Origin of the sequence: Streptomyces violascens, from assembly GCF_014649955.1 — a bacterium.
GTDB lineage: Bacteria > Actinomycetota > Actinomycetes > Streptomycetales > Streptomycetaceae > Streptomyces > Streptomyces violascens.
In genome coordinates this window covers 100,142-125,645 of sequence record NZ_BMUA01000001.1, presented here as the reverse complement: position 1 = coordinate 125,645, position 25,504 = coordinate 100,142, and the positions used below count along the sequence as shown (strand labels likewise).

Below are 25,504 nucleotides of genomic sequence, written 5' to 3'. Positions count from 1 at the left end.
ACGTAGTCCGAAACATTCGAATGATGGGCAGGGTATGGGATCGAGATTCGCCGCGATCGCCGCGGCCAGCGCACTCGTCCTGGGCATGACCGCGGCGTGCGGATCGGGTGGCGCCTCCTCCGACGCGGGATCCGGGACGATCCACGTGATGGTCTACGGCGACGCCACCAACAAGGTCGAGAAGCAGATCGCCGAGACCTTCAACAAGACCTCCAAGGTCAAGGTGGTGCTCGACACCGTCCCCGGCGCGGACTACCAGCAGAAGCTGCAGACCGTCATCAACACCCCGCATGCCCCGGACGTCTTCTTCAACTGGGGCGGCGGCTCCATCAAGCCCTTCGTGAAGGCCGGTCTGCTGCTTCCGTTGGACGGCTTCATCGCCAAGGACCCGGGATTGAAGAGCAACTTCCTGCCGTCCGTGTTCAACTCGGCCGTCGTGGACGGCAAACCGTACGGGGTGCCGATGCGCGGTACCCAGCCGGTGCTGCTGTTCCACAACAAGAAGGTGCTGGCGGACGCCGGCCTGACTCCGCCGCGCACGTGGGACGAGCTGGTCGCTGCCACCAGGGCACTCAAGGCCAAGGGCATCACTCCGATCGCGCTCGGCGGCGGCGACCAGTGGCCCACCCTGATGTGGTTCGAGTACCTCTACGACCGGATCGGCGGGCCCGGACTGTTGCAACGGGCAGTGGGCGGCGACCGGGAGGCCTGGGCGAGCGAGGACAGCCGCAAGGCGCTGGCCGCCGTCAAAGACCTGGCCGACTCCGGAGCGTTCGGCAGGAGCTTCGACTCCGTCAAGTTCACCGACGGCGGCTCCCCGGCCCTGGTGGCCAAGGGCCGGGCCGCCTTCGAACTCATGGGCTCCTGGTACTACTCCACCCAGCAGGACGCCAACCCGGACTTCGCCGAGTCGGGCCTCGGGTACACCGGCTTCCCCACGCTGAACGGTGGCAAGGGCGACCCGGCCGACGTGGTCGGCAACACCAACAACTTCTACTCGGTGCTGAAGAAGACCAAGCACCCCGAGGCCGCTGCCGCCTTCCTGAAGCTGATGTACTCCGAGGAGTTCGTCAAGGCTCAGCTCGCCGTGGGCAACCTGCCCACCACCGTCCACACCGTCGACTTCCTCGACACCGCGGCCAGCCCCGCGTACTCCAAGTACCAGTACGAACTGGTCAAGGCCGCCCCCTCGTTCCAGCTTTCCTGGGACCAGGCCTACCCGCAGAGCGCGTCCACCCCGATGCGCACCGCCATCCAGCAGTACGTCGACGGCAAGATCGATGCCGACGCCTTCATCAAGGCCATGCAGGCCTTGCCCACCTCATGACGCGTGCCCCGAAGTCCGCCGCGGGCGTGGCCCGTCCGGGCTTCGCCTGGGCGGCGCCCGCAGCGGTGTTCTTCCTGCTGTTCGCGATGGCGCCGCTGGTCCTGGTCGCCGTGCTCTCCTTCGCCAACTGGGACGGCATCACCGAGCCGCACTTCAACGGTCTGGACAACTGGGTCGCGCTGATCCACGACCCGGTGATGAGCCAGTCGGTCTGGACCACGCTGCTGCTCACCGCCCTCGGCGTGCTCACCCAGACACCGGTCAGCCTTCTGCTCGGGGTGTGGGCCGCCGGACACCAGCGCAACCGGGCCGTGCTCTCGGCGGTCTACTTCGTACCGCTGCTCCTTTCGGCGACCGCCGTGTCCGTGGTGTGGCGAGCCGTCCTGGACCCCAACTTCGGTGTGCCCGCCCAACTGACATGGCTGTTCGGTGACGGCAACCTGCTGGGCAGCCGCAGCGGCGCGCTCGCGGTGCTCACCTTCGTGGGGGTGTGGCAGTTCACCCCGCTGCACGCACTGATCTACCAGGGCGGTGCCCGAGCCATCCCCCAGGTGCTCTACCAAGCTGCCGCGGTCGACGGGGCGGGCACCGTCCGGCAGTTCATCCACATCACCCTGCCGCAACTGCGCAACACTGTCATCACCTCGATGGTGCTGATGGTGGTCGGCGGACTCACCACCTTCGACACGGTGCTGATCCTCACCCAGGGCGGCCCCGGCACCGACACCACCGTCAGCGCCTTCTACATGTACCAAAAGGGCTTCAAGAGCTACGACTTCGGGGCCGCGTCTGCCATCGCCCTGGTCCTGGTGGTCGTCGCCACCCTCGTCTCGCTGGCCGTAGTCAAGTTCTCCGGCTACGACCGGATGCGCGGCACGGCGGAGGGCCTGTGATGCGCGGACGCCCCAACTACCTTGCAGGCTTCGGCTCGTTGATCTGGCTGCTGCTTGTCGGCCTACCGCTGTACGTACTGCTGCTGGCCACCCTCCGCACCCGCGCCGACTACTCCACCGAGGGCCCGCTCGGTCTGCCGGCCCAGTGGACCCTGCGGAACTATCTCACCGACCTGTCCAACGGCTTCGGCCGGGACTTCCTCAACACCCTGACCGTCACCGCCAGCGTGGTCGCGATCGTGCTGCTGGTCGTCCCGCCGCTCGCGTACGCCATCGTACGAGCCCGGGGCCGCGCCACCGGCTGGGTGTTCCGGCTGTTCCTCCTCGGCCTGGCGATCCCCGCGCAGGCGGTGATCGTCCCGATGTTCTACCTGATCAGTAAGGCCGGGCTCTACGACCACCTGATCGGTGTCATCCTGCCGACCGCCGCCTTCTGCCTCCCGGTCTGCACCCTGGTCCTCACCGGTGCCATGCGCGACATCAGCCCCGAGCTGTACGAGGCGATGGCGATGGACGGCGCCTCCCCGGGCCGGGTCTTCCGGCAACTGGTGCTGCCGCTGTCCAAGGGGGGCTTGTCCTCCATCGTGGTCTTCGCCGCCCTCCAGGCGTGGAACGGCTTCCTGTTCCCGCTCATCCTCACCCAGTCCGACTCCACCAAGGTCATCACCCTCGGCCTGTACGAGTTCCAGACCGAACACGGCGCCGACGTACCCGGACTGCTCAGCGCCGTGGTGCTGTCCATGCTCCCCATCCTTGTCGTCTACCTGTTCGCCCGCCGCGCCCTCGTCCAGGGCCTGATGGGCGTGGGAGGAAAATGAGCGCCATCCCGCCCCCCGCCCCGGACGGCGTTCCCGCCTGGCGGGACACCACGCTCACGCCGCAGGCCCGAGCCGACGCCCTGATCGCGGTCATGACCCTGCGGGAGAAGGCAGCCCAGCTGATCGGCGTCTGGGTCGGTGCCAGCGACGAGGGGGGTGAAGTCGCCCCGCACCAGCACGAGATGGAGGATCCGCCCGACCTGGACACCCTGCTGCCGTACGGGCTCGGCCAGTTGACCCGCCCCTTCGGTACCGCACCGGTCGATCCGGCGCTCGGCGCCCTCTCGCTGGTGCGCACCCAGCGCCGGATCGTCGCAACCAACCGCTTCGGCATCCCCGCCCTGGCTCACGAGGAGTGCCTGGCCGGCTTCGCCGCCTGGGGCGCCACCGCCTACCCCGTGCCCCTGTCCTGGGGCGCCGCCTTCAACCCGGCACTGGTGCGGCGGATGGCCGCCGCGATCGGCCGCGACATGCGGGCCGTCGGTGTGCACCAGGGACTGGCGCCGGTCCTCGACGTGGTGCGCGACGCCCGCTGGGGGCGGGTCGAGGAGACCATCGGCGAGGACCCGTATCTGGTCGCCACCATCGCAACGGCCTACGTCCAGGGCCTGGAGGCGGCCGGGATCGTCGCCACCCTCAAGCATTTCGCCGGGTACTCCGCCTCCCGCGCCGGACGCAACCTGGCTCCCGTCTCCATGGGGCCGCGCGAACGCGCCGACGTCGTCCTGCCGCCGTTCGAGATGGCCGTCCGCGAAGGCCGCCCCCGCTCGGTCATGCACGCCTACACCGATACGGACGGCATCCCCAGCGCCGCCGATGAGGCCCTGCTCACCGGGCTGCTCCGGGACACCTGGGGTTTCACCGGAACGGTGGTCGCCGACTACTTCGGCATCGCCTTCCTCAAAACCCTGCACGGCGTCGCCGAGGACTGGAAGGAGGCCGCCGCCCTGGCTCTGACCAGCGGCGTCGACACCGAACTGCCGACCGTGAAGGCCTACGGGCAGCCCCTGCTCGACGCCGTCGCCGCCGGCCTCGTCCCGGAGGGCCTGATCGACCGGGCGCTGCGCCGGGTGCTCGTCCAGAAGGCCCAACTCGGCTTGCTGGACCCGGACTGGGACCCCGTGCCCGACGCCCTCACCGACACCGACCCGAGCGAACCGGCGGCGTTGCGCGGCACGGTCGACCTCGACCCGTCCGCCAACCGAGCCCTCGCCGCCGAACTCGCCGAACAGGCCGTGGTACTGCTGCGCAACGACGGCCTGCTGCCGTTGCGCGCCCCCGCCCGGATCGCGTTGATCGGCCCCAACGCCGACGAACCGACCGCAGTCCTGGGCTGCTACGCCTTCCCGGTGCACGTGGGCGGCCAGCACCCCCAGGTGCCGCTCGGCATCGAACTCCCCACGCTGAGCGAGGCGTTGCGGGCCGAGTTCGCCGGGAGCGAGGTGCGGACGGTGTGCGGGGTGGCCGTCGACGGCGAGGACACCGGGGGAATCCCGGAAGCGGTCCGTGCCGCTCGGCAGGCCGATGTAGTGGTGCTGGCCCTCGGTGACCGGGCGGGCTTGTTCGGCCGAGGCACCAGCGGCGAAGGCTGCGATGCTGAATCTCTCGAACTTCCTGGTGTTCAGGGAGAGTTGCTTGAAGCGTTGCTGGACTGCGGCACTCCGCTCGTGGTCACCTTGTTGGCCGGGCGTCCGTACGCGCTGGGACGCGCGGTGCGCGAGGCTGCGGCGATCGTCCAGTGCTTCTTCCCCGGTGAGGCTGGCACACAGGCTGTGGCGGGCGTGCTGAGCGGACGGGTCAACCCGTCCGGGCGGCTGCCGGTCAGTATCCCCGCGCATCCCGGTGTCCAGCCGACGACGTACCTGGCCGCGCGGCTTGCCCAGGCGAGCGGTGTCTCCAGCGTCGACCCGACACCCGCCTACGGATTCGGACACGGGCTCGGCTACAGCGAGTTCATCTGGTCGGGTTTGGCGATGGAGATCGGCGAGACCGGCACCGACGGCGAGTTCCGGCTGGCCTTCGAACTGCGCAACGTCGGCGGACGGGTGGGCAGCGAGGTCGTACAGCTGTACCTGCACGATCCGGTCGCGAGCGTGGTGCAGCCGGTGCAGCGGCTGATCGGATACCGGCGGATCGAGCTGGCGGCGGGCGCCGGGTGCCGCGTGGAACTGGCAGTCCCCGCCGACCTGGCCTCCTTCACCGGCCGCAGCGGCCGTCGGATCGTGGAACCGGGCACGCTGGAACTACGGATCGCCGCCTCCAGCACCAATGCCCGCTTCGCCGTACCGCTGCGCCTGAGCGGCCCGGTCCGCTCGCTCGACCACACCCGCCGCCTCCACCCGACCGTCACCGTGCAGGTTCTGCCTACGGCCGAACCCGGTGTGACGCCGATGAGTTGAGGGCGATGGGCCGGGCAGGGCCGTTGCTCTGAGGCAACAGCCCCGCCCGGTAAGGTGTCGGCGTCCCCAGCGTTGGTGCCCGGGTGAGGCGCACCCGGTGTGGTTTTCCGTCGCTCAGGAGCAGAGCACGCCGTTCAGGGTGTATCGCGTGGGTGCCGCGTTGGTTCCCGAGTACGTCGCCTGGAACCCGACACGCGTGCTGCCGCCGGGCGCCAGAGCGGCGTTCCAACCGGCGTCGTGGGCCGTCACCGCGGAGCCCGACTGACTCACCGTGGCATTCCAGGCACTGCTGATCCGCTGGTCGCCCGCGAAGCTCCACCCCAGCGTCCAGCCCGAGACCGCCGACGCCCCGGTGTTCTTCACGGTCACCGTCGCGGTGAACCCGTTGCCCCAGGAATTGTCGACCCGGTACGTCACCGCGCAGGCTGCCGCCGCGTCGTCGTCAACCTCGGTTGCCGCGAACGTCGCCGACCGCACCCCCGGCCCGGCGACAGTGAACGTCGCGCTGCCCGAGACGGTGTCGGCGTCCTGCGCGGCGGACACCGAAACCTGCTGCGGGGTCGCCCAGTCGGCCGGTGTGAACACCAAGGTCGTACCCGTCGTCGCGGCCAGATCCTGGTCGCCGGAGCTCCGGGCCACGGTCACGGTGACGCTCTGCGCCGGCGCGGCCGAGAGCCGTACCCCGACCGCCGCCGAGCCGCCCTCCGGGACGGCCACCGCCGCCGGTGTCACCCGCACCTCGGGCACCGCCGGGGTTCCGTGCCGCTCCGCCGCGAAGGCCGCAAGCCATGCCAGCGAGGCGTTCCAGTTGATCGCCACCTCGTTGGTTGAGTACGAGCCGATGTCGTCCACGTAGCACGCCGCCGGCGCGCAGCCCGGGAGCTTGGCCTTGGCCACCGGATCCTCCAGACCCGCGTTCGGGCCGCCCGCGAAGGAGCCGGCCGGCGGATGCGGCAGCGAGGCGTCGTTCTGGTGCGCCCAGAAGCGGTGGTGCTGGTTCTCGGAGGAGTGCTCGCCGTAACCGGTGACGTAGGAGAGGTCGAGGGCATTGTGGCCGAGGAGGTAGTCCATCGATTCCAGCGCTCCCGCGCGGTATTTCTGCCGACCGGTCAGCTCGTAGGCGACGGCCAGAATCATCGCGTTGTTGGCGACGGAGCCGTTGGAGCCCCAGGTGTAGCCGGTCGCGGGGATCGGTACGGCGTAGCCCTGGCCGGCCATGGTGGCGAGGTAGCCGTCTGCGGCCGAGGTCAGTAGGCCGCGCACCCGGGTGAGGTCGTCGGCCGGCAGGTCGACGCCGGGGACGGTGACGAGGGTGATCCGGCCGAGCGTCGCGGTGCCGCCCCACCAGAATCCGCCGGCCGGTTCGGTGTGGTGCGGGGAGGCTGTCACCGCGTCCCGGTACTGCGACTCGCCGGTGGTGGCGAGGAGTTCGGCCGCGGCCCAGTAGAACTCGTCCGAGACGTCGGCGTCCTCGTATGCGCCGCCGCCGGTGTTGTCGGTCGCCGGGGCGAGCACGTTCGGGTTGGCCTTGGCGGCCGCCCAGGCGCGTCGGGCGGCGTCGAGGCAGCGTGCGGAGAAGGCCGCGTCGTACGGTGCGTACACCCGGGCGCACTGCGCGGCTGTGGCCGCCAGGTTGAGCGTGGCCGCGGTGGACGGGCTGTGCAACTCGCGTTGTTTGTCATCGAGTTCGGGGCGGGTCGGCAACGCGGTCCACTCGGCGTCGTGCACCTTGTGGAAGGCCATTCCGGCCATCGGTCTGCCTGCCGGGACCTGCATCCGCAGCAGGAACTCCAGCTCCCAGCGGGCCTCGTCCAGCACGTCCGGTATCCCGTTGCCGCGCTCCGGCACGCGTAGCGTCGAGTCGCCGAGCGCCGCGTCACCGCCCGCACGCCGGGCCCGTTCGAAGGAATTGACGAGCTCCCAGACGGATATGCCACCGTTGACCACGTACTTGCCCTGGTCGCCCGCGTCGTACCAGCCGCCGCGCACGTCAAGGTGGTAGTCGCACACGTCGGCCTGGCAGGGGACGCTGGTGTCCCCCTTGTTCGGGGCCACGCCCAGGTGCCCCGCGGGGCGGGTGTAGGCGCTGCCCGCGAGGCCGGCTTCGATCGGGATACCGCTGCGCTGCTGGTAGAAGAACGACATGCTGTCGGCGCGCAGCCCGTCGTACAGCGATGCGGAGATGTCGAACGGGTGGCTGGCCCGACCGTCGACGACCAAGGTGAAGCCGGCGCCGGAAGCGGTGTACGCGCCGAAGTCCACCAAGTGCGTGGACTGGCCGGATGCCTCGTCGGCGCCGTGCAGGGTGGTGGTGCCCGAGGCGACCACCGTGCCGGAGGAGTCGCGCAGCTGCCAGGGAAGCGGCCCGGTCGCGGAACTGACCACGGTGGCCCGCTTGGGGCCGTCGGGCAGGTAGCCGAGCTGGTTGACCCGGACTTGGACGTCGGCGGCTGCCTCGGTGGCTGCGGCGGCGGAGTGCGCAGGAAGCGCGGCGGCGGTCAGGCCGCCGGTGGCCAGGGCGAGGGCGGCGAGCGCGGTGACCGCATGACGCAACATGCCGCGGGCGGAGGTGGCAAGGGGCACTGATGAGGCCTTCCTGGGGTGGGGGAGGCTTGGGCGAAATGAGAGATGGGAGCGCTCCCAATCCATCAAGCCAGCCGTGCGAAGTTCACGTCAAGACCGCGACCCGAAGAGGCAGTTGACCCCCATCGGTGAAGCGGATGCGGGTCAACTGCTGTCCTCCGTCACGGGTGGGCGGGGCTGGGTGAGCTCGTGGGGGGGCAGGAGGTGCTGCAGGGGGTGCCGTTCAGGCCCTGGGGTCGGCGCTGCTGGTGTTGACCGTGGAGGAGAACGAGGTCACGGCGAGGCCGGCGCCGTTCTGCCAGGGCTCGAAGCCCGCCTGAATGCTGGTCAGGTACCAGCTGTTCTGCGCCAGCCCTCGGGAGACGGCCTGCCGGGCGAAGTCCATGACATCGAAGCTCCAGCCGGCGATCGCTGACGGTGCGACGAAGGTCAGCACGTCATTGGAGCCGTTGTTGCCGGACCACACCTGCCACGGGCGGCCAGCCACGGTCGCTGTGCCGACCTGCGAGCCCACGGGCTGGACGGGGCCGACTTTGTTGAACCAGATCATGATCTCGGTCCGGTTGACTCCGTCGGTACGGGGCGTGGGATCGAGCCAGATGTCGTACGCGGCGTCGTACACCGCGTTGTTCACATAGCTGTAGGAGACGCTGGTGGGCGAGCCGGCGATGGTGCTGAGCCGGGCGGGCAGGTGGGTGCCGGGCGAGCAGTTGGTGTAATGGCAGCCGTTGTAGAGGGACGGGTAGGACTTCGGGGCGCCGGCCGTGGGGACCGACCCGTCGGCCCGGGTGATCCTGAATCCCGAGGCGGTAGTGGTGATGCACTGGGCCTGACTGGTGCCCCAGCGGTTGTTCTGAGCGACGTAGCGGCCCTGGACCGTCGTCGAGCCGAACTGTTCGCAGAGAGTGGTGTCGGCCTGTGCCACCGAGGCGGTGGTCAGCAGTGCGGCCAGCGAGATGAGCGCGGTGAGCAACGCGCCCAACAGGCCCCGCGTGCCACGGGCACGGTGTGGTGACGGTCGCATGTGGATCCTCTCCGAAGGTGTGGGGCGAGGGCAGGAGCGTGGGAGCGCCGGGGCCGGCTCCTGGGTAGGGACCGGCCCCGGCGGAGCGGGCCGGCCGGTTACGGCAGCGGCGGATAGGCGTTCTGCATCAACTGCTGGAACTGGGCCGAGAACCAGTGCCCGCCCAGCGGCGCGTTCGGCAGGGCGCCGGAGGGGTTGTTGTTGTTACGGGCGTTGCCGCCGTAGGTGGGGTCGCACATCCGGTCGAAGCCCTTGCCCTCGTCGTTGGGGATGTCCGAGCTGGCTCCGTCCGACTCTCCCGGGGGTTTCACCCACACGTAGGCGTCGATCCCGGCGGCCGGCGCGGCGGTGGGCCGTTCGCCGATTCCGGCGCCGCTCTGGTTGCACCAGTTGCCGACGTGGATGCGCCGGTCGATGCGGCCGCCGTTGACGTAGTTGTCGACGGAGGTCTGCGGGCCCGGCGCGCTGGGCCGCGCCGAGCCGCCCCACCCGTCGCGGGACGTGTCGATCAGCATCCCGGTGCCGGAGCTGAAGCCGGCCGCGATGACCTTGTCGCGCAACCCCTGGGCGTAGGACTGCTCGTCCGCGTACTGGTTCCAGTCCAGCCACTTGGCCTGGCGCACCGTCTGCCCGTTCACACTGTCGGTGATCTTGAAGTACGGCTCCTTGACAGGTCCGTAGTTCGCGGTGTTGACGATGAAGCCGGCCACGTCGTTCACGCTCGCGCCGTTGGTGGTGGCGACCTTGGCGAACTCCTGGGCGGCCGGGCCCAGATTGGTGTCCCAGCCGAGCCAGCCGTGGTGGCCGGCGTCGATGTAGTTGTAGACATTCGGGATGGCGCCGAGCTTGCTCAGGGCGTAGCTGACGCCCTTCTCGTAGTTGCCGTTGCTCTTCATGGTCACGCAGGCGTCGGTGGTGGTGTTGGTGCCGCCGGCGTTGGTGACCAGGTTGGGGAGCGAGTCGGGTTCGATCACGGTGGCGATCCTGAGGCCCGCGTAGGCCGGGTCGGAGAGGATCGAGGCGATGGGGTCGATGTACTGGGACTTGTACTTGTCGATGTCATTCGGGCCGAGTTCGCCGTTGGAGGCGAGGGCAGCACAGTCGCGTCCGGGCAGGTCGTAGATGACCAGCTGAACGACCAGGTCGCCGGAGCCCTTCTGCTTCAGGGCTTCGTTCAGGTGGGCGCGCAGACCCATGCCGCCGCTCACGCCGTTGATGGTGGCTATGCGGTCGAGCCAGACTGCGGTGGGCTGGTCGGCGATGCGGCTGCCGCCCGGTTCGGCGGCCGCCTTCGCCGACCACGCCGGGTTCACATACATCTTGGCACCGGCGTACGGATTGTCGACCCGGCTGCCGCTGTTGCCGCCACCGCTGCCGCCGTCGTCGACGTTGCAGGTGACGCCGTCGAGCGTGAACGTGCTGGGGATGGCATTGGCGCCGCTGTAGGAGGCGTTGAAGCCGAAGCTCACCGAACCGCCGGTTGCCAGGACACCGTTGTAGCTCTCGTTGGCGGCGGTGACGCCGGTGCTGCTCTGGCTGACGTTCGCGCTCCACCCGCTCGTGACCTGCTGGTTGCCGGCATACGACCACTTCACCGACCAACCCGACTTTGCCGCCGCGTTGTTGGTGACGGTCACGGCGGCGGTGAAGCCGGTGCTCCACTGGTTCTGCACCTTGTAGTCGACGGTGCAGGGGGTGGCTGTGGCCGCGGCGTCGGCCGATGGGACGGAGAGCGCGGTCGCGGAGGCCCCGGCAACCAACGTCAGGGCAGCGAGCAGTGATGTTCTGGTGCGACTCATGAGGGTGGGTTTCCTTCTGTTTCCGTGGGATCTACGGGTGGACAGCGCGCAAGTGGCCGCGAGGCGGCTGACGTACGGGGTGGGTGTGCCTGCGTGGCCGGCGATCAGGGCCCCTGCGCGTCAGTTCCTGGCTGAGGTCGCCGGAGTGCGCGGGCCCGTCGCTCATGAGGACGGTCTTCGCGGCAGCCTCGCGTATCGACGTCCCTGTTCGCCCTGTTGGTCTTCACGGAGCTCCGCGAGCCGGTGCCCCACCGGCCGGTGACCGAGTACTCCACCATGCCGGGCGGGGTGACTTTCGCGGCCGTCACCACGGGCAGGCCGGACCGCCCACGAGTACGAGCGCACTGGGTGGCTAAGAGATGTGAACACGGGGGGTGTCGCATGAGCGACTCCTTGCAGCTTGCCGCGCCGTAACCGGCGCGTCGACTGAATGGAACCGCTCCCACTGGTGCGAAGGAACGTAACGCCCGTTGGCGTAAATGCCCAGAGGCGCGACCTGACTTTCTCTCAAATGAACGCGCGAACGCTTTCGACTCTTCACACACCTTGACCGCACGCGGGGCCATCTCCACTATGGGAGCGCTCCCACTGGGTTCAAGACCTGAATTCTCCCTAGCTGCAAAGCGCAAGCCGCAAGGAGGAACCAGTACATGGATCCCGGACACAGGCGCAGATCCGTACGGCGGGTGTGGACCGCCGCCCTCGCCGCGCTCGCCTTACCCCTGACGATGCTCGCCGTCGGCACCACCACCGCGCATGCGGTGGCCGTCCGGTGCAGCGTCGACTACAAGACGAACGACTGGGGCTCCGGCTTCACCGCCGACCTCACGATCACCAACCGCGGCACCGACACCATCGACAGCTGGACCCTGACGTATGCCTACGGCGGTAACCAGAAACTCGCGAACGGATGGAACGGCACCTGGTCCCAGTCCGGGCAGACAGTGACGGTGAAGGACGCCGGGTACAACGCGAAGATCGCCGCCGGCGCCGCCGTCTCCACCGGCGCGCAGTTCACCTACAGCGGCGCCAACACCGCGCCCAGCAGCTTCGCGGTCAACGGCACCACCTGTGCCGGTGCGCACCAGCCGCCCGTCACCGTGCTCACCAGTCCGAGTGCGGGCGCGATCTACACGCAGGGGGACGCGGTTCCGCTCGCGGCCACCGCGGCGGCCGCCGACAACGCGACCGTCAGCAAGGTGGAGTTCTACGACGACACGACCCTGCTGGGCACGGACACCAGTCCGCCCTTCACGTTCTCGGCCTCCAACTTGGCCGCGGGGAGTCATTCCCTGCTGGCGAAGGCGTACGACAGCCTGGATGCCTCAGCGGAATCGACCCCGGTCGGCATCATGGTCGCCTCGGGACCCGCGGTCGTGGCCTCGCCCCCTCAACTCGCCGTACAGCAAGGAAAGTCGGGCACGTTCTCGGTGAAGCTGTCGAAGCAGCCGAGCGCGAACGTGACAGTGGGCGTCGCTCGCACAGACGGCAACCCGGGCCTGTCCGTTTCCAACGGCTCGTCGCTGGCCTTCACCCCGTCGAACTGGAGCACCGCGCAGTCGGTGACCATCGCGGCGGACTCCTCCGGCACGGGCAGCGCGACGTTCACCGCCTCGGCCGCCGGCCACAGCAAGGCGACGGCCACCGTGACGGAGCTGCCCGCGTCGAAGACGTACGACGCCCGCTTCCTGGACCTGTACGGGAAGATCACCAGCCCGGCGAACGGCTACTTCTCACCCCAAGGCATCCCCTACCACTCGGTCGAGACGCTGATCGTCGAGGCCCCGGACCAGGGCCACGAGACCACGTCGGAGGCCTACAGCTACCTCATCTGGCTGCAGGCGATGTACGGCAAGGTCACCGGTGACTGGTCGAAGTTCAACGGCGCGTGGGCCCTCATGGAGAAGTACATGATCCCCACGCACGCGGACCAGCCCACCAACTCCTTCTACAACGCCTCGAAGCCGGCGACGTACGCGCCCGAGGAGGACACGCCGAACGAGTACCCGGCGAAACTGGACACGTCGGTGCCGGTGGGGTCGGATCCGATCGCGGGCGAGCTGAAGTCCGCGTACGGCACGGACGACGTCTACGGCATGCACTGGCTCCAGGACGTCGACAACGTCTACGGCTACGGTGACACACCGGGCGGCACCTGCGAGGGCGGACCGACCCAGAGCGGGCCGTCGTTCATCAACACCTTCCAGCGCGGCCCGCAGGAGTCGGTGTGGGAGACGGTGCCCCAGCCGACCTGCGACGCCTTCAAGTACGGCGGTACGAACGGATACCTTGACCTGTTCACCGGTGACAATTCCTACGCCAAGCAGTGGAAGTACACCGACGCCCCGGACGCCGACGCGCGCGCGGTGCAGGCCGCGTACTGGGCGGACGTGTGGGCCAAGGCTCAGGGCAAGGGCGGCGACGTCACCGCGACCGTCGGCAAGGCCGCGAAGATGGGTGACTACCTGCGCTACGCGATGTACGACAAGTACTTTAAGAAAGTCGGCAACTGCGTCGGGCCGTTCACCTGCCCTGCCGGGATCGGGAAGGATTCCTCGCAGTACTTGCTGTCCTGGTACTACGCATGGGGCGGCTCCACCGACACCAGCGGCGGCTGGGCCTGGCGCATCGGCTCCAGCCACGCGCACGGCGGATACCAGAACCCGCTGGCCGCCTACGCGCTCAGCTCCAACGCAGACCTGAAGCCCAAGTCGGCCACAGGGGCTGCCGATTGGGGCACATCACTGACCCGGCAGCTGGAGTTCTACCGCTGGCTGCAGTCGGACGAGGGCGCCGTCGCGGGCGGTGCGACGAACAGCTGGGCGGGCCGTTACGCGGCACCGCCGACCGGGAAGTCGACGTTCTACGGCATGTACTACGACGAGCAGCCCGTCTACCACGACCCGCCGTCCAACCAGTGGTTCGGCTTCCAGGCATGGTCGATGGAGCGCGTCGCCGAGTACTACCAGCAGACCGGGAACGCCAACGCCAAGGCGGTCCTCGACAAGTGGGTCACGTGGGCACTGTCCAAGACCACGATCAACCCGGACGGCACCTACCGGATCCCCTCCACACTCCAGTGGTCGGGTCAGCCCGACACCTGGAACGCCTCAAGTCCCGGTGCCAACAGCGGACTTCACGTCACCGTCGCCGACTACACCAACGACGTCGGCGTGGCGGCCGCATACGCCAAGACCCTGACGTACTACGCCGCCAAGTCCGGTGACACGGCGGCGAAGACGACGGCGAAGGCGCTGCTTGACGGTATGTGGAACAACTACCAGGACGGCCTGGGCATCGCGGTCCCCGAAACCCGCGCCGACTACCGCCGCTTCGGCGACACGGTGTACGTGCCGAGCGGCTGGAGCGGCAAAATGCCGAACGGCGACGCGATCAACTCCTCGTCCACCTTTGCCTCGCTGCGGTCCTTCTACAAGAACGACCCGGCCTGGTCGAAGATCGAGGCGTATCTGGCGGGCGGGGCAGCGCCCTCCTTCACGTACCACCGGTTCTGGGCGCAGGCGGACATCGCCATGGCCATGGGCTCGTACGCCGAGCTGCTCGAGTAGCTCCGCCGAGCACAGCGCGTGGGCGCCCGCCCGTAGGGCGACGAAGCAACTGGGCCGGGTGGAGTCCATCCGCGCAGGGCCGCCCGGCCTCTCCTTGCCTCAACGAGTGACGAAGACCCGTACGTCCCAGGCGCCCAGGGAGACGGGCCCGACGGCGGGCACCGAGGTGCCGTTCAGCAGGTCGGTCAGGTCCACCGGAGCCTGGGTCTCGGCAGGCTGCCAGCTCCAGTTGTGGACCACGTGGACCCGGCAGCCGTCCGGGGACGTTCCGGTGGTCGCGGTGACGGAGACGGGCAGGTCGCGCCAGCCGCTCACAGGGGCGGAGGCGAGCCACGCGGTGAGCGCCCGTGCCAGGCCGCGTCCGGGGACGGTGCCGACGCAGGTCACCCGGCCTGCGCCGTGGGCCCGGGTGGTGACCGCCGGCCAGCGGCCGAAGTGCGGGTGGTCGTACGTGGCGGCTGCCCTGCCAGATGGCAGTGCAGGTGCGGGCGCGGGCTTCGCCGCTCAGCCGCGCCGATTCGCGCAGATTCCGCGGACGGGGCGTGTCGGCGGCGTACGAGGTGAGGGCTTCGACGAGGGCGGCCGTCTCCGGGCCCGCCAGCCGGACGTAGCGGTGCCGGCCTGGCGCTCCTCAGCCGGCACCTCGCCCTCGATGAGACGGGAAGGCTGCTCGCCGGCGGTGGAGGGGCGCACTCCCGCGTGCCGGGCGAGTTCGCCCGCCGTCCAGGCACGTCCGTCAAGGAGCGCCCGGCAGAAGAGTGCCCGGATGCGGTCGGCGAACAGGCCGGCGGTCTCAGCGGCGGACGAAGCCGCACTGGAGGCCGCCGCCAACCGCATCGGGCTGCTGGTGCAGGCGTGTGCGGCGATGGCGGCGGTGGCCTAGGCCGCACCCGGGGGCGACGTCCCGCCGACCCGGGTGCTCCGGGCGACTCCACCGGTGCCAACCGTGCGCCAGGAGGAGAAGACCGCGGAACACCTCGCGGTGTACGAACAGGCCGGGGCGGACGGGGTGTTCGTGCCGGGTCTGTCGGATCCGGACAAGGTCGCCGCCCTGACAGCAACCGTCGGCGTGCCGCTGAACATCCTCTACACGCGCGCACGAAGACGTCGTACGCGCGGACCCGGCGGATCGCGGATCAACGAGGAACGGGCCGAGCGCGAGCGGGACCATGCCTGGTTCCACATCGTCTGCGCCGCTGGGGCCCGATCCGGAGCAGCCGACTCTCAGCCGTGTCCGCCGCGGCTGAGAGCCGTGCGGGCGGCCTCGGCCCAGTGCGGGGCGCCCGTGCGTTCGGCGATGGCGAGCGCGTGGCGGTGGTGCGCCGCTGCCTGTTCCGGGCGGCCCAGGCAGCGGGCCAGCTCGCCGAGGTAGTGGGCCACCGGGCCGAGGGTTACCACGCCGCTGCCCGCGCCAGCCAGGCAGTCCGCGGCGGGCAGGAGTTCCTCGTAGACGGATGCGGCCATGTCGCGATCGTCGAGAGACACGGCCAGGATGGCGGCGAGCCCCAGGCGGGCCTCCAGCAAATAGTCGCGGGGCAGCTCCCGTGCGGCCGAGGTGACGGCCCGCGCCTCGGCGGCGTCGCCCTCGGCCAGCAGCATCAGGGCCTTGCCGCGGGCGTAGTTGGAACCCCAGCGCTGGTACTGCTCGTCGGCCTCGCCGGCCAGGTCGAGCAGGGTGCCGTTCTGGATGTAGAGGCAGAACAGGGCGAAGTGCAGCAGATCGCGTTCGATGCCCCACATCCAGGACTCGCCCAGGCGCTCGGTGGTCCGGCGGTAGGCGGTATCGGCGTCGGTGAACCGGCCCGCGATCGACAACCGCATCGCCCGGTACCAGCCGAGCAGCGTCCCCGGCAGCGGCAGGTCGTACCGGTCCGCCAACCGCTCGACCGCGTCGGCGTGTTCATCGGCCGTTTCCGGGTCGGCGAGGGCGGCATGCGCCTGGGCGAGGATCACGTGGCCCAGCACCTCCACGGCCGCCAGCTCGTGGTGGACACCGAGGGCCAGCAGCTCGCGGCCGATGCCGAGGCGTTCGGGAGCGAGCCCCGCGCGGTGGTAGGCGTGCGCGTGCCGGGCGTTGAGCGCCTGCGCGAGCAGGTCCGGCCGGTCCAGGCCGCGCGCGAGGGCCTCGGCCTGCTGCGCGGCCTGCCGACCCCGGTCGTCCTGGGTGCCGTCGAGTTCCAGGGCCAGCGTGGTGAGCACGCGGCAGCGCGCTTCCTCGGCGTACGGGGGCAGAAGGCGCAGGACGCCTTCGGCCGCGGCCACGACCTGGTCGTCCTTGGCCGCGTAACGGCGGTTGGTCCAGATGGTGGGTACGTCGAAGGCGGAGAGCAGGTCCGCGGTGAACTCGGGGTCGCCGAGCTTCTCGGCGTCGGCGATGGCCGCGTTGCGCCGCTCGCGCGCGGTGACCACGTCACCTGCCAGGGCGAGCGCCCTGATCGTGCCCATGACGAGCTCCAGGCGCGTCCGTTCGTCGTGGACTCCCGAGCGGTCGTGGGCCGCGACCGCCTCCTGCCACAGCCGGGCCGCCTCGCGGTGGGCGAACCGCCAGGCCGCCTGTTCCGCGGCCGCCCTCGCGAACCGTGCGGCGCGCGGGGCGCTCGCCCGGTCACCCGCCGCCAGGAAGTGGTAGGCCAGCAGGCTCACTTCGGCCGGGCGCAGCCGCTGGAGCTCGGTGCCGGCCCGGGCGTGCCAGCGCGCCCGACGCACTTTCGGAACCTCCTCGTAGAGCGCGTCGCGCACCAGGATGTGAACGAAGCGCACCTGGTCCGGGCCGTCCTCCACGAGCAGCCCCGCGTCCAGGGCAGTCTCGACGGCGGTGGCCACGGTCTCGGGGTCGCTGTCGGTCATGGCGGCCAGCACGTCCAGGTCGACTTCGCGGCCGAGTACGGTGGCCTGCCGCAGCAGGGCCTGCGCGGTCTCGGGCAGCCGGGCGAGGCGCTGCCGGACCACCGCGTGCACCCCGGCGGGCACTTGTGAGAGGGCGTCCTCGGCGCCCGCCGCGCTGATCAGCCGCGCGGTCTCGCACACGAAGAACGCGTTGCCTCCGGTCCGCTCGGCGATCGCCCGTACCGTCGCCTCGTCCAGTTCGGGCGCCCCGGACAACAGGAGCTCGGCGACGGCTTCCCCGGACAGGCCCGCAAGGTCGATGCGCACCGGGGAGTGCCGGGCGAGTTGGCCCAGCGCGTCCCGCAGCCCGGGTGACTCCTCGTGGCTGCGGAGCGTGGCCACGACCACGACGGGCGCCGCGCCGGCCCCGTCGACGAGGTGGGCCAGCAGGTCGAGGGTCTCCTCGTCGGCCCGGTGCAGGTCCTCGACGACGATGAGCAGCGGGGCCGTACGGGCCGTGGCGGTGAGGTGGTCGACGACCGCGTTGCGCATCCGGAAACGGCCGCCCGTCGCGTCGTGGGAAGTGTGCGCGGACGCGGACTTCAGGAGCGGGGCAAGCACCCGTGCCGTTGCGGGGTGCGGCTCGTGACCCGCGTCCGCGAGCTCGGACAGCAGCTCGGTCCACGGCCATGCGGCCGGCGCGCCGCCGCTCTCCGGGCAGCGCCCCCGCACACAGGTCCAGCCCCGCCGCGCGAGTACGGCGCCGAACTGCTCGACCAGCCTCGTCTTGCCCACCCCCGGCTCGCCGGTGACCAGTGCCAGGGTCAGCCGCCCGGCGGCGGCCACCGCCGCGGTCTCTTCGAGGCGCGCCATCTCGCCCGCGCGCCCCACGAACGGCGGGGCGGCCGGGGCCGCGGAGGCCGGACGCACGCCGGGCGGCGTGACCGAGGAGGCGGGCCGTAGGGAGGGACGAGCCGAGACGGCCGGTTCCAGGCGCGGCGCCTGTGAGAGGACGTCGGCCTCCAGGCGACGCAGTTCCGCACCGGGCTCCACCCCGAGGTCGTTCATGAGTACGCGCCTGACACGGCGCAGCGCCGCCAGCGCGTCCCCCTGGCGTCCGGCCTGATAGAGGGCGAGCGCCAGCAGCCGCCAGCTCTCCTCGCGCAGCGGGTGTTCGAGGACCTGCGCTTCGAGGTCGGGCAGCGGCTCGGCGGCCCGGCCGAGCGTGATCAGGGCCTGGGACCGCTGCTCCACGGCCCGCGCGCGGAACTCCTCGAGCCGCGCTGCCTCCCGAGCGGCCCAGCGCGCGGCGGCGAACTCGGCGTAGGCAGGGCCGCGCCACAGCGCCAGCGCACGGTCGAGCTGCCGCAGCACCACCTCCGGGGGAGTGCCGCCTGCTCGGGTCCCGCGCACCGCGGCCTCGAACCGCCAGGCGTCCACTGCCTCTTCGGGTACGCGCAGGGCATAGCCGGTGGGTGCGGATATCAGCAGCCGTGGCGGGGTGCGCGGAGGCCGGTCCGGCTCCAGGGCCTTGCGCAGCCCGAACACGACGGTGCGCAGGACGCCCGTGGCCCGCAGCGGCGGCACTCCGTCCCAGAGCCCGTCGATGAGACTCTCGACGGAGACGACCTGGCCCTGGGCGACCAGCAGCCGTGCGAGCATCAGGCGGCGCTGCGGCCCCTGCACCTCGACGGGCGTGCCGTTCGCCGCCGCCTCCAAGGGGCCGAGCACCCCGAACGTGAGCATTGAACAGCCCCCTCCTGCCCCCGGAATCCACCCGCACCGCGAGGGTGCGGCTGACTACCCTGCCACGCGGCAGCCACGGGGTCTCATACCAACTGGAAGGTATGGGCTCGACGCGTGCGCTGCCGGATCCGGAATCACGCGGTCGGTCGGAGGGAGCTCACCCTCAAGGCCACTCGGCACTCGGTCGGCAGCATCCGGGGTCCGGGCCCGCGGACCTGAGGAGGGCCACGCCAGGTGTCGTGCGGGGTGGTCGCGAACACGGCAGGCGGGCTCGGGCTGACGACCGGGCGCGCGTGAGCAGTTGAAGGAACCGAGCTCAGCACTATGCACAACGCCGGGATCGCGTCCCCGCGCACGTGGAACGGCAGGATCGGAGGTTCCATCGTGGGAAGCCTGAACCGGGGGGTGTCCCCAGGTCGAAGTGGGGGGCCCGCCGCAGCGCGTGAGGGGTGTGCCGGACATGAAGATCTTCTCAGCAGTACTTGACTGACACGGGCTGAGGAGTAACACATGACGGGCAGAGGGAAGCGGCTCGCTTTGGCGGCGACGGCTGTGGCGGTGACGCTGACCCCCGTGACAGCCGCGTACGCGAGGCCGGTCGCGCACTCGTCGACCGCCGTGCAGGATCCCGTCCGTGCGCTGGACCGGCTCGCCCTTCCGTTGCTGTCGGCGGAGCCGGGCACCGGCACGGCCGACCTGCGCGGTCTCGGGGCGGCGATCGGCGACGCGAAGGTGGTGGGCTTCGGCGAGGCCACACACGGCTCGCACGAGTTCTTCGCCATGAAGGACCGGGTGTTCCGCTACCTCGTCGAACAGAAGGGCTTCACCACCTTCGCACTGGAGATGAGCTGGTCGGCGGGCCTGCGGATCGACGACTACCTTCAGGGCGTCGACAAACGTGACGCACGGCAGGTGGTCCATGACGTGATGGCCGAATCCCCCTGGGACCGGGAGGAGTTCGTCACGCTCGTCCAGTGGATGAGGGACTACAACCGCAAACACCCCGACCGCCCGGTCCACTTCCTCGGCGACGACGTCGGCGCGCCCAAGCTCGACGGTCGGGTCTTCGACACCGTCACCGACTACGTACGGCGCAACGCCCCCGAGTCCCTGCCGCGCCTGACCGGGCTCCTGACCGGTCTGCGCCCGCTCGACGACGCCTTCGCCTACCTGAAGCGGCCGGTCGCCGAACGGCAGCAGATGGCCGCCCGGGCGCAGCAGGTCCTGGACCTGATGGGCAGTCAAAACTACTCAGGGAAGCGGGACTTCGCATTCGCGCTGCAGAACGCCCGCAACATCGCCCAGACCTACCGTTTCCTCACGATCGACCCCCGCGACCAGACCTCGTTGGCCGCGGCCCAGCGCTATCGCGACCAGGTCATGGCCGACACAACCGTGTGGTGGCAGCGGCACACCGACGGCAAGGTCCTGATGTCGGCCCACAACACGCACGCCGGGTACGTGGCCGACGACCTGAAGAGCTACCCGAAGACCCAGGGCTCGTTCCTCCGCGACGCGCTGGGCGCGGACTACCTCGCCGTCGGCACCACCTTCGACCAGGGCTCCTTCCTGTCCAAGGACCAGGCGCTGGGCGGGGAGTGGAAGAAGTTCACCGTCGCCCCGGCGGGCCCCGGCAGCAACGAGTACACCCTCGACCGGGTCCGCCACCGCGACTACTACGCCGACCTGCGTGAGCTGCCCGCCGCGGCCCGCGGCTGGATGGACGCCAGGCGCCCCGGGTACAGCTTCGGCACGCTGTACCCGGGGCCGGCGACCCCTCGGGTCACCGTCGGCCGCTCCTTCGACGTACTGGTCCACCTCCACTCCGTCCGTGAGGCACGGAAGCTGTAGCGCCGGACGAACTCATCCGGAACGGTGCTTGGGACTTGGGGTGAACCGCTCGGTGCAGCCGGACCGGTGACGTCCGCGCGGGCCGCAGACCGCGGGGCGCCGGGCCGGTGACCGTGGCCGACACTCTCGATGCCCTGCGGAACCGTCCTGGGCTCAACGCCGAAGTGCCCAGACCAGCCTGACCCTCCATCAGGTCCCGGACGCCATCCAGGCACGGCTGGACCGGCACCTGCTCCACCCGCTACCGGCTCTGACGTTGATTGGACAACGTCAGAGCCATGTCGCGGGTCAGCTCAAGGACTTGAGGGCCGAGGGGTCGTACGCGTTCAGTTCCGTGAAGCGGCCGGCCAGGACCTTCGCGGCCCACTCCGGGTCCTGGAGCAGTGCGCGGCCAATGGCGACCAGGTCGAACTCGTCGCTCTCCAGGCGGTCGAGGAGGTCGTCGATGCTGCGGGCCGAGGAGCCTTCGCCGGCGAACGCGCGGATGAAGTCGCCGTCGAGGCCGACCGAGCCGACCGTGATGGTGGGCTTGCCCGTGAGCTTCTTCGTCCAGCCCGCCAGGTTCAGGTCCGAGCCCTCGAACTCCGGGACCCAGTAACGGCGCGTCGAGGCGTGGAAGGCGTCCACACCGGCCTCGGCGAGCGGGGTCAGGATCGCGGCCAGCTCCTCGGGGGTCTCGGCGAGACGGGCGTCGTAGGCCTGCTGCTTCCACTGCGAGTAGCGGAAGATGACGGGGAAGCCGGGGGAGACCACCGCGCGGACCGCGGCGACGATCTCGGCCGCGAACTTCGTGCGGGCCACCGCCGAGCCGCCGTACGCGTCCGTGCGCCGGTTGGTGCCTTCCCACAGGAACTGGTCGACCAGGTAACCGTGCGCACCGTGCAGCTCGATGCCGTCGAAGCCGATGCGCTCGGCATCGGCCGCGGCCCGGGCGAACGCCGCGATGACGTCGTCCAGGTCCTGCTGGGTCATCTCCTTGCCGGTGACCTCGGCGCCTGCGGAGCTGATTCCGGAGGGACCGACGGCCGGGGCGTCCGTGTACGGAGGCTGGCCGGCCTGGCGGACCATGCCGATGTGCCACAGCTGCGGAGCGATCGTGCCGCCCGCCGCGTGCACGGCGTCCACGACCTTCTTCCAGCCCGCCAGCTGCTTTTCGCCGTGGAAGCGCGGGATGTCGTCGCTCTGGCCCGCCGAGTCGTGGCCGACGTAGGTGCCCTCGGTGACGATCAGGCCGACGCCCGCGGCGGCGCGCCGCGCGTAGTACGACGCCACGTCCTCGCCCGGGATGCCGCCGGGGGAGAACTGACGGGTCATGGGAGCCATCACAATCCGGTTCGGCACGGTGAGGCCGTTGAGCTGGACCGGGCGGGCCAGGATACGGGCGGTGCGGGCTTCGGTGGCCGTGGCGGTGTCGTCGGCGACTGTCACGTCGGGGCTCCTCAGAAATAAGGGTGGCTCGTAGGTATGTGCGTATGCATCAACTGCAACCACCACACACCTCCTCCCATTCCGCCGGCACGGCACGATTTCTGCCGACGGCTTCCTGGGCTCCATACGCATGGGCGAACCCGAGGTGCAGGCTCGCCCTGGAGGACGGAGGCTGTCGGCGAAGGCGCGCGCCCCCTTGCGTTGCGCGGCCCGGAACACGCCTCGATCGCAGCGTGACCCGGCCCCGTGGCTCGCGCAGGGGCCGTATGGCACGGGCGGCCGACCCCGGATGCGTGGGGAGCGGCAGCGATGCCAGGGTGAGATCAGCTGCGAGATTCACGCGGGAAGGGGCATCGTCCACATGCAAAGACCCCCGCCCTTGTACGCTGCGGTACCGCGCCCGGACAGGATGCTCCGGCGCACGGCCGGGCTGCTGACCTTCGTGGTTGCGGCCGTGGTCGCGGCGGTCGGCTGCACCTCCCCCCATGCGGCCACGAGTCCGTCGGGTCGCGCTGTGCCGCCGACGGTAGCCCTGAGGGGCGAAACCTACCGCGTGCCCGAGCCGCTACCGCCCGGGACACCGGGCGCGCTGATCGCCGCGACCGACCACGGCCCCGATGCCCGGCTGGCCGGCGCCCGGCGCTGGACTGTGGTTTACCACTCGACGAACGGCCGTGGCGTCGACGTTCCGGTCAGCGGCATCGTGCTGGTGCCACCTGGTCCCCCTTCCCATGGTGGCCGGCCGGTGGTGTCCTGGGCACACGGCACCACCGGCGTGGCCGATGCCTGCGCTCCCTCCCGGCTGGCCGATCGCGGCTCGGCCGCCTTCACCCAGGAACTCGGTGCGCTGTTGCGCGCCGGGTATGTGGTCACCGCCTCGGACTATCCCGGGCTCGGGACACCGGGAACGCACACGTATCTGGTCGGCGCGGACGAAGGCAATGCGGTGGCCGACATCGTCACCGCGGCCCACCAGCTGGTACCCGGCTTGGGACGGGTGTGGTTCGCGGTCGGGCACTCCCAAGGCGGCCAGGCCGCCCTGTTCGCCGCGCACGCAGCACATCCACCTGGCGGTCAGCGCCTGGGCGGGGTGGTGGCCGTTGCCCCGGCCAGCCATCTGGAGGTGATGCTCTCCGGCGTGAAGGCGTCCCATGTGCCCGGCGAGCTGTCCTTCGCCCTGTACTCCCTGGCAGGGCTGGCGGCCATCGACCCGACCGACGCGTCGGTGAACCTGCGCACGCTGCTGGGGAACGAGGCAGCCGCCACCGCCTCGCGGGTCCTCGCCGGGTGCGCCACGAACAGCGCCCAGGTACTGAAGGGCCTGGACACCGAGAAGATGCTGCCGCTCAGTGCCGGCCATCTCAAGCGGATCGGGGAGCGGATGGGCGCCTACGGTGACCCCGACCGCGCCCCGGTCCCCGTCCCGGCGCTGATCATCCAAGGCGAGGCCGACCAGGACGTGCCGGCCGTCTGGACCAACCAGGTCGTCTCCCATCTGCGCGAACTCGGCTCGCCGGCCGTGCTCTACCGCACCTATCCCGCTGCGGGCCACCTACAGGTCCTGGGGCGGTCGGTCTGCGACCTGCTGGCCTTCCTCCGTGCACACGGCGGAACCTCGCCGTCCACATGCACTCCGCTGGACACCGGCACCGACTGAGTCGTCCGTCCGAGCTGCGGTGAGCCGGTGGTAGTGCCGGGTGCGTGCGCAGAAGATGAGCACGGCCATGATGCTGGTGGCGGTGAACCACGGGAGCGCACGGACTGCGCACGAGAAGGTGGCGGTGTCGGTGAAGGCGGCAGCCAGGGCAGCCTGTGCGGGGCCGAACAGGGGCAGGGCCTCCAACCCGGCCTGATCTCCGGCTGGGTTGGAGACCGGGCTTTGCATACCGACATCGATCAGCGTGGCCATCACCACGACGAAGAACCCTTCGAGTTCGCCGCGCAGCAGGAACCCGGCCATGACGCCCAGCCCTCCATAGGCCAGGATCGCCGCCGCCAGAGCAGCGGCGACGGCCCATGGCTGGGTAAGAGGCCAGGACAGTTCCAGCAGGACGGTGCAGTAGCCGGTCAGCAGTGCGGTGATGACAAGGAGCGTCGCGATTTTGGCGGCCAGCAGCTGAAGGCGGGGATAGCCGGCCAGGACCAGGCGTTGGTCCATGTTCCGGGCGCTGAAGGTGGCCATGAACATCATGAATCCGGCGATCACGGTGACGGCGTGCAGCGCGCTGGAGACCTGGATGGTGCGGTTCATCGAGGCGGTCACATGGATGCCGAGGGTGCTGGTGTGAAAGGTGATGTTTTTGTTCAGAGCCGTTGCGCGGACCAGGTAGATCCAGGTCGGGATGAAGAACGCGATCATGGCCATCGCGAGGCGGTTGCGCAGGTGTCCTGTCAGGGTGAGCCCGAAAGCGACGCCGAATGCGGTCCACTGATGTTTCATCGTGTCGTTGCCTCGGTGTGCAGGCGGCTGTCGCGCAGGTGGTGGATGGTGTCGAAGTGCTGGAGGTCGTGCAGCAGATGAGAGACCACAACGAGCGAGCGTCCTTGGCTGCGCAGCTGCCCCGCCAGTTGCCAGAAGCGTTGATGGGTGTCCCAGTCGAAGCCCTGGTAGGGCTCGTCGAGTACCAGCAGCGGCGGGTCATGCATCAGCGCCAGTGTCAGGTTCAGTTTTTGGCGGGTTCCGCCACTGAGTTCCCCCGCTCGGGTGCGCCGGTCGGCGTGGAAGCCGAGCACGTCCACCAGGTCCCAGGCGTGGCGCAGATCCGGTAGCCGGTACGCGACCTGGAACAGTCGCAGATGCTGGGTGACGGTGAGCGTGTCGTTGACGACCGACTGCTGCGGGCAGTACCCCAGCGTGCTGAAGCGTTGGACGGTGCCGTGGTCGGGTGCAAGCTGTCCGACTGCGATGCGCAGCAGCGTGCTCTTGCCCGATCCGTTCTCTCCCACGACCCCGGCGAGCATGCCTGCCGACACGGTGAAGTCCGCGCCGCACAGCACACGCCGTCTGCCGTAGGCCTTGTGCACGGCGTTGATGCGCAGCCGGGTAGCCGGTGCCATGTCGTTCTCCTCATCAGGACGGTCAACGTCTGTACAGCCCAACGGGACGGGAGCGCCAACAGACATGCCCCAAAGGCGACTTGCTCGTCTGCGGAGGCGCCGCAGACCGTTCACGCCCGTCGGACGGGAGCGGCAACTTCGCCGTGGCCGGCTCGTTCACCTGTCATGTCGACGATCACCGCGA

At 70.2% G+C, this 25,504-nt stretch carries 14 protein-coding genes and 2 pseudogenes; 8 read left to right on the top strand and 8 right to left on the bottom strand.

Annotated elements, in window-relative coordinates; all coding sequences use genetic code 11:
* Window positions 1-34 precede the first annotated feature (34 nt).
* Genes IE206_RS00605 through IE206_RS00590 form a run of 4 tightly spaced genes read left to right on the top strand, consistent with a single transcriptional unit; the run spans window position 35 to window position 5,437 of the window.
* The gene (locus tag IE206_RS00605) at window positions 35-1,327 is read left to right on the top strand and encodes an ABC transporter substrate-binding protein (protein WP_189959481.1); all 1,293 of its coding nucleotides are present in this window, start codon (window positions 35-37) and stop codon (window positions 1,325-1,327) included.
* On the top strand, window positions 1,324-2,220 hold the full coding sequence (locus IE206_RS00600) for a carbohydrate ABC transporter permease (RefSeq protein ID WP_189959479.1): 897 nt from the start codon (window positions 1,324-1,326) through the stop codon (window positions 2,218-2,220). The genes IE206_RS00605 and IE206_RS00600 overlap by 4 nt, the downstream gene beginning before the upstream one ends.
* The gene (locus tag IE206_RS00595; RefSeq protein WP_189959477.1) at window positions 2,220-3,038 is read left to right on the top strand and encodes a carbohydrate ABC transporter permease; all 819 of its coding nucleotides are present in this window, start codon (window positions 2,220-2,222) and stop codon (window positions 3,036-3,038) included. Before IE206_RS00600 ends, IE206_RS00595 begins: the two co-directional genes overlap by 1 nt.
* Window positions 3,035-5,437, top strand: a complete 2,403-nt coding sequence (locus tag IE206_RS00590; protein ID WP_189959475.1) for a beta-xylosidase/alpha-l-arabinosidase — start codon at window positions 3,035-3,037, stop codon at window positions 5,435-5,437. The genes IE206_RS00595 and IE206_RS00590 overlap by 4 nt, the downstream gene beginning before the upstream one ends.
* A 114-nt stretch (window positions 5,438-5,551) precedes the next feature.
* Here IE206_RS00590 and IE206_RS00585 read toward each other — a convergent pair whose 3' ends face one another.
* From IE206_RS00585 to IE206_RS00575, 3 genes and pseudogenes are all read right to left on the bottom strand, one after another.
* Window positions 5,552-7,993 carry a glycoside hydrolase family 9 protein gene (locus IE206_RS00585; RefSeq protein WP_189959473.1) on the bottom strand — a complete coding sequence of 814 codons (2,442 nt, stop codon included), beginning with the start codon at window positions 7,991-7,993 and terminating at the stop codon, window positions 5,552-5,554.
* A 259-nt stretch (window positions 7,994-8,252) separates the two neighbouring features.
* Window positions 8,253-9,044, bottom strand: a pseudogene (locus IE206_RS00580) (GH12 family glycosyl hydrolase domain-containing protein); the annotation flags it as partial.
* Window positions 9,045-9,142: 98 nt separating this feature from the next.
* Window positions 9,143-10,843 (bottom strand): glycoside hydrolase family 6 protein, encoded by a 1,701-nt coding sequence (locus tag IE206_RS00575; protein WP_189959470.1) that lies wholly within the window; start codon window positions 10,841-10,843, stop codon window positions 9,143-9,145.
* 650 nt (window positions 10,844-11,493) lie between these two features.
* On the opposite strand from IE206_RS00575, the gene IE206_RS00570 reads away from it, so the two are divergent.
* The gene (locus IE206_RS00570; protein WP_189959468.1) at window positions 11,494-14,412 is read left to right on the top strand and encodes a glycoside hydrolase family 48 protein; all 2,919 of its coding nucleotides are present in this window, start codon (window positions 11,494-11,496) and stop codon (window positions 14,410-14,412) included.
* A 99-nt stretch (window positions 14,413-14,511) separates the two neighbouring features.
* Here IE206_RS00570 and IE206_RS00565 read toward each other — a convergent pair whose 3' ends face one another.
* On the bottom strand, window positions 14,512-14,799 hold the full coding sequence (locus IE206_RS00565; protein WP_373300842.1) for a hypothetical protein: 288 nt from the start codon (window positions 14,797-14,799) through the stop codon (window positions 14,512-14,514).
* A gap of 529 nt (window positions 14,800-15,328) precedes the next feature.
* On the opposite strand from IE206_RS00565, the pseudogene IE206_RS43525 reads away from it, so the two are divergent.
* Window positions 15,329-15,445: pseudogene (locus IE206_RS43525) on the top strand (hypothetical protein); the annotation flags it as partial.
* 191 nt (window positions 15,446-15,636) lie between these two features.
* Here the strand turns inward: IE206_RS43525 and IE206_RS00555 are convergent.
* On the bottom strand, window positions 15,637-18,984 hold the full coding sequence (locus IE206_RS00555; protein ID WP_189959466.1) for an ATP-binding protein: 3,348 nt from the start codon (window positions 18,982-18,984) through the stop codon (window positions 15,637-15,639).
* A 510-nt stretch (window positions 18,985-19,494) separates the two neighbouring features.
* Here IE206_RS00555 and IE206_RS00550 point away from each other — a divergent pair.
* Window positions 19,495-20,835, top strand: a complete 1,341-nt coding sequence (locus IE206_RS00550; protein ID WP_189959464.1) for an erythromycin esterase family protein — start codon at window positions 19,495-19,497, stop codon at window positions 20,833-20,835.
* A 288-nt stretch (window positions 20,836-21,123) separates the two neighbouring features.
* On the opposite strand, the gene IE206_RS00545 is transcribed toward IE206_RS00550, so the two are convergent.
* The gene (locus IE206_RS00545) at window positions 21,124-22,263 is read right to left on the bottom strand and encodes an NADH:flavin oxidoreductase (protein ID WP_229853157.1); all 1,140 of its coding nucleotides are present in this window, start codon (window positions 22,261-22,263) and stop codon (window positions 21,124-21,126) included.
* A 553-nt stretch (window positions 22,264-22,816) separates the two neighbouring features.
* On the opposite strand from IE206_RS00545, the gene IE206_RS00540 reads away from it, so the two are divergent.
* Window positions 22,817-23,920 carry an alpha/beta hydrolase family protein gene (locus IE206_RS00540; protein ID WP_229853156.1) on the top strand — a complete coding sequence of 368 codons (1,104 nt, stop codon included), beginning with the start codon at window positions 22,817-22,819 and terminating at the stop codon, window positions 23,918-23,920.
* On the opposite strand, the gene IE206_RS00535 is transcribed toward IE206_RS00540, so the two are convergent.
* Both IE206_RS00535 and IE206_RS00530 read right to left on the bottom strand, forming a co-directional pair.
* Window positions 23,816-24,703, bottom strand: a complete 888-nt coding sequence (locus IE206_RS00535; protein ID WP_189959462.1) for a hypothetical protein — start codon at window positions 24,701-24,703, stop codon at window positions 23,816-23,818. The genes IE206_RS00540 and IE206_RS00535 overlap by 105 nt on opposite strands.
* On the bottom strand, window positions 24,700-25,320 hold the full coding sequence (locus IE206_RS00530; RefSeq protein WP_189959460.1) for an ATP-binding cassette domain-containing protein: 621 nt from the start codon (window positions 25,318-25,320) through the stop codon (window positions 24,700-24,702). Before IE206_RS00530 ends, IE206_RS00535 begins: the two co-directional genes overlap by 4 nt.
* Window positions 25,321-25,504 lie beyond the last annotated feature (184 nt).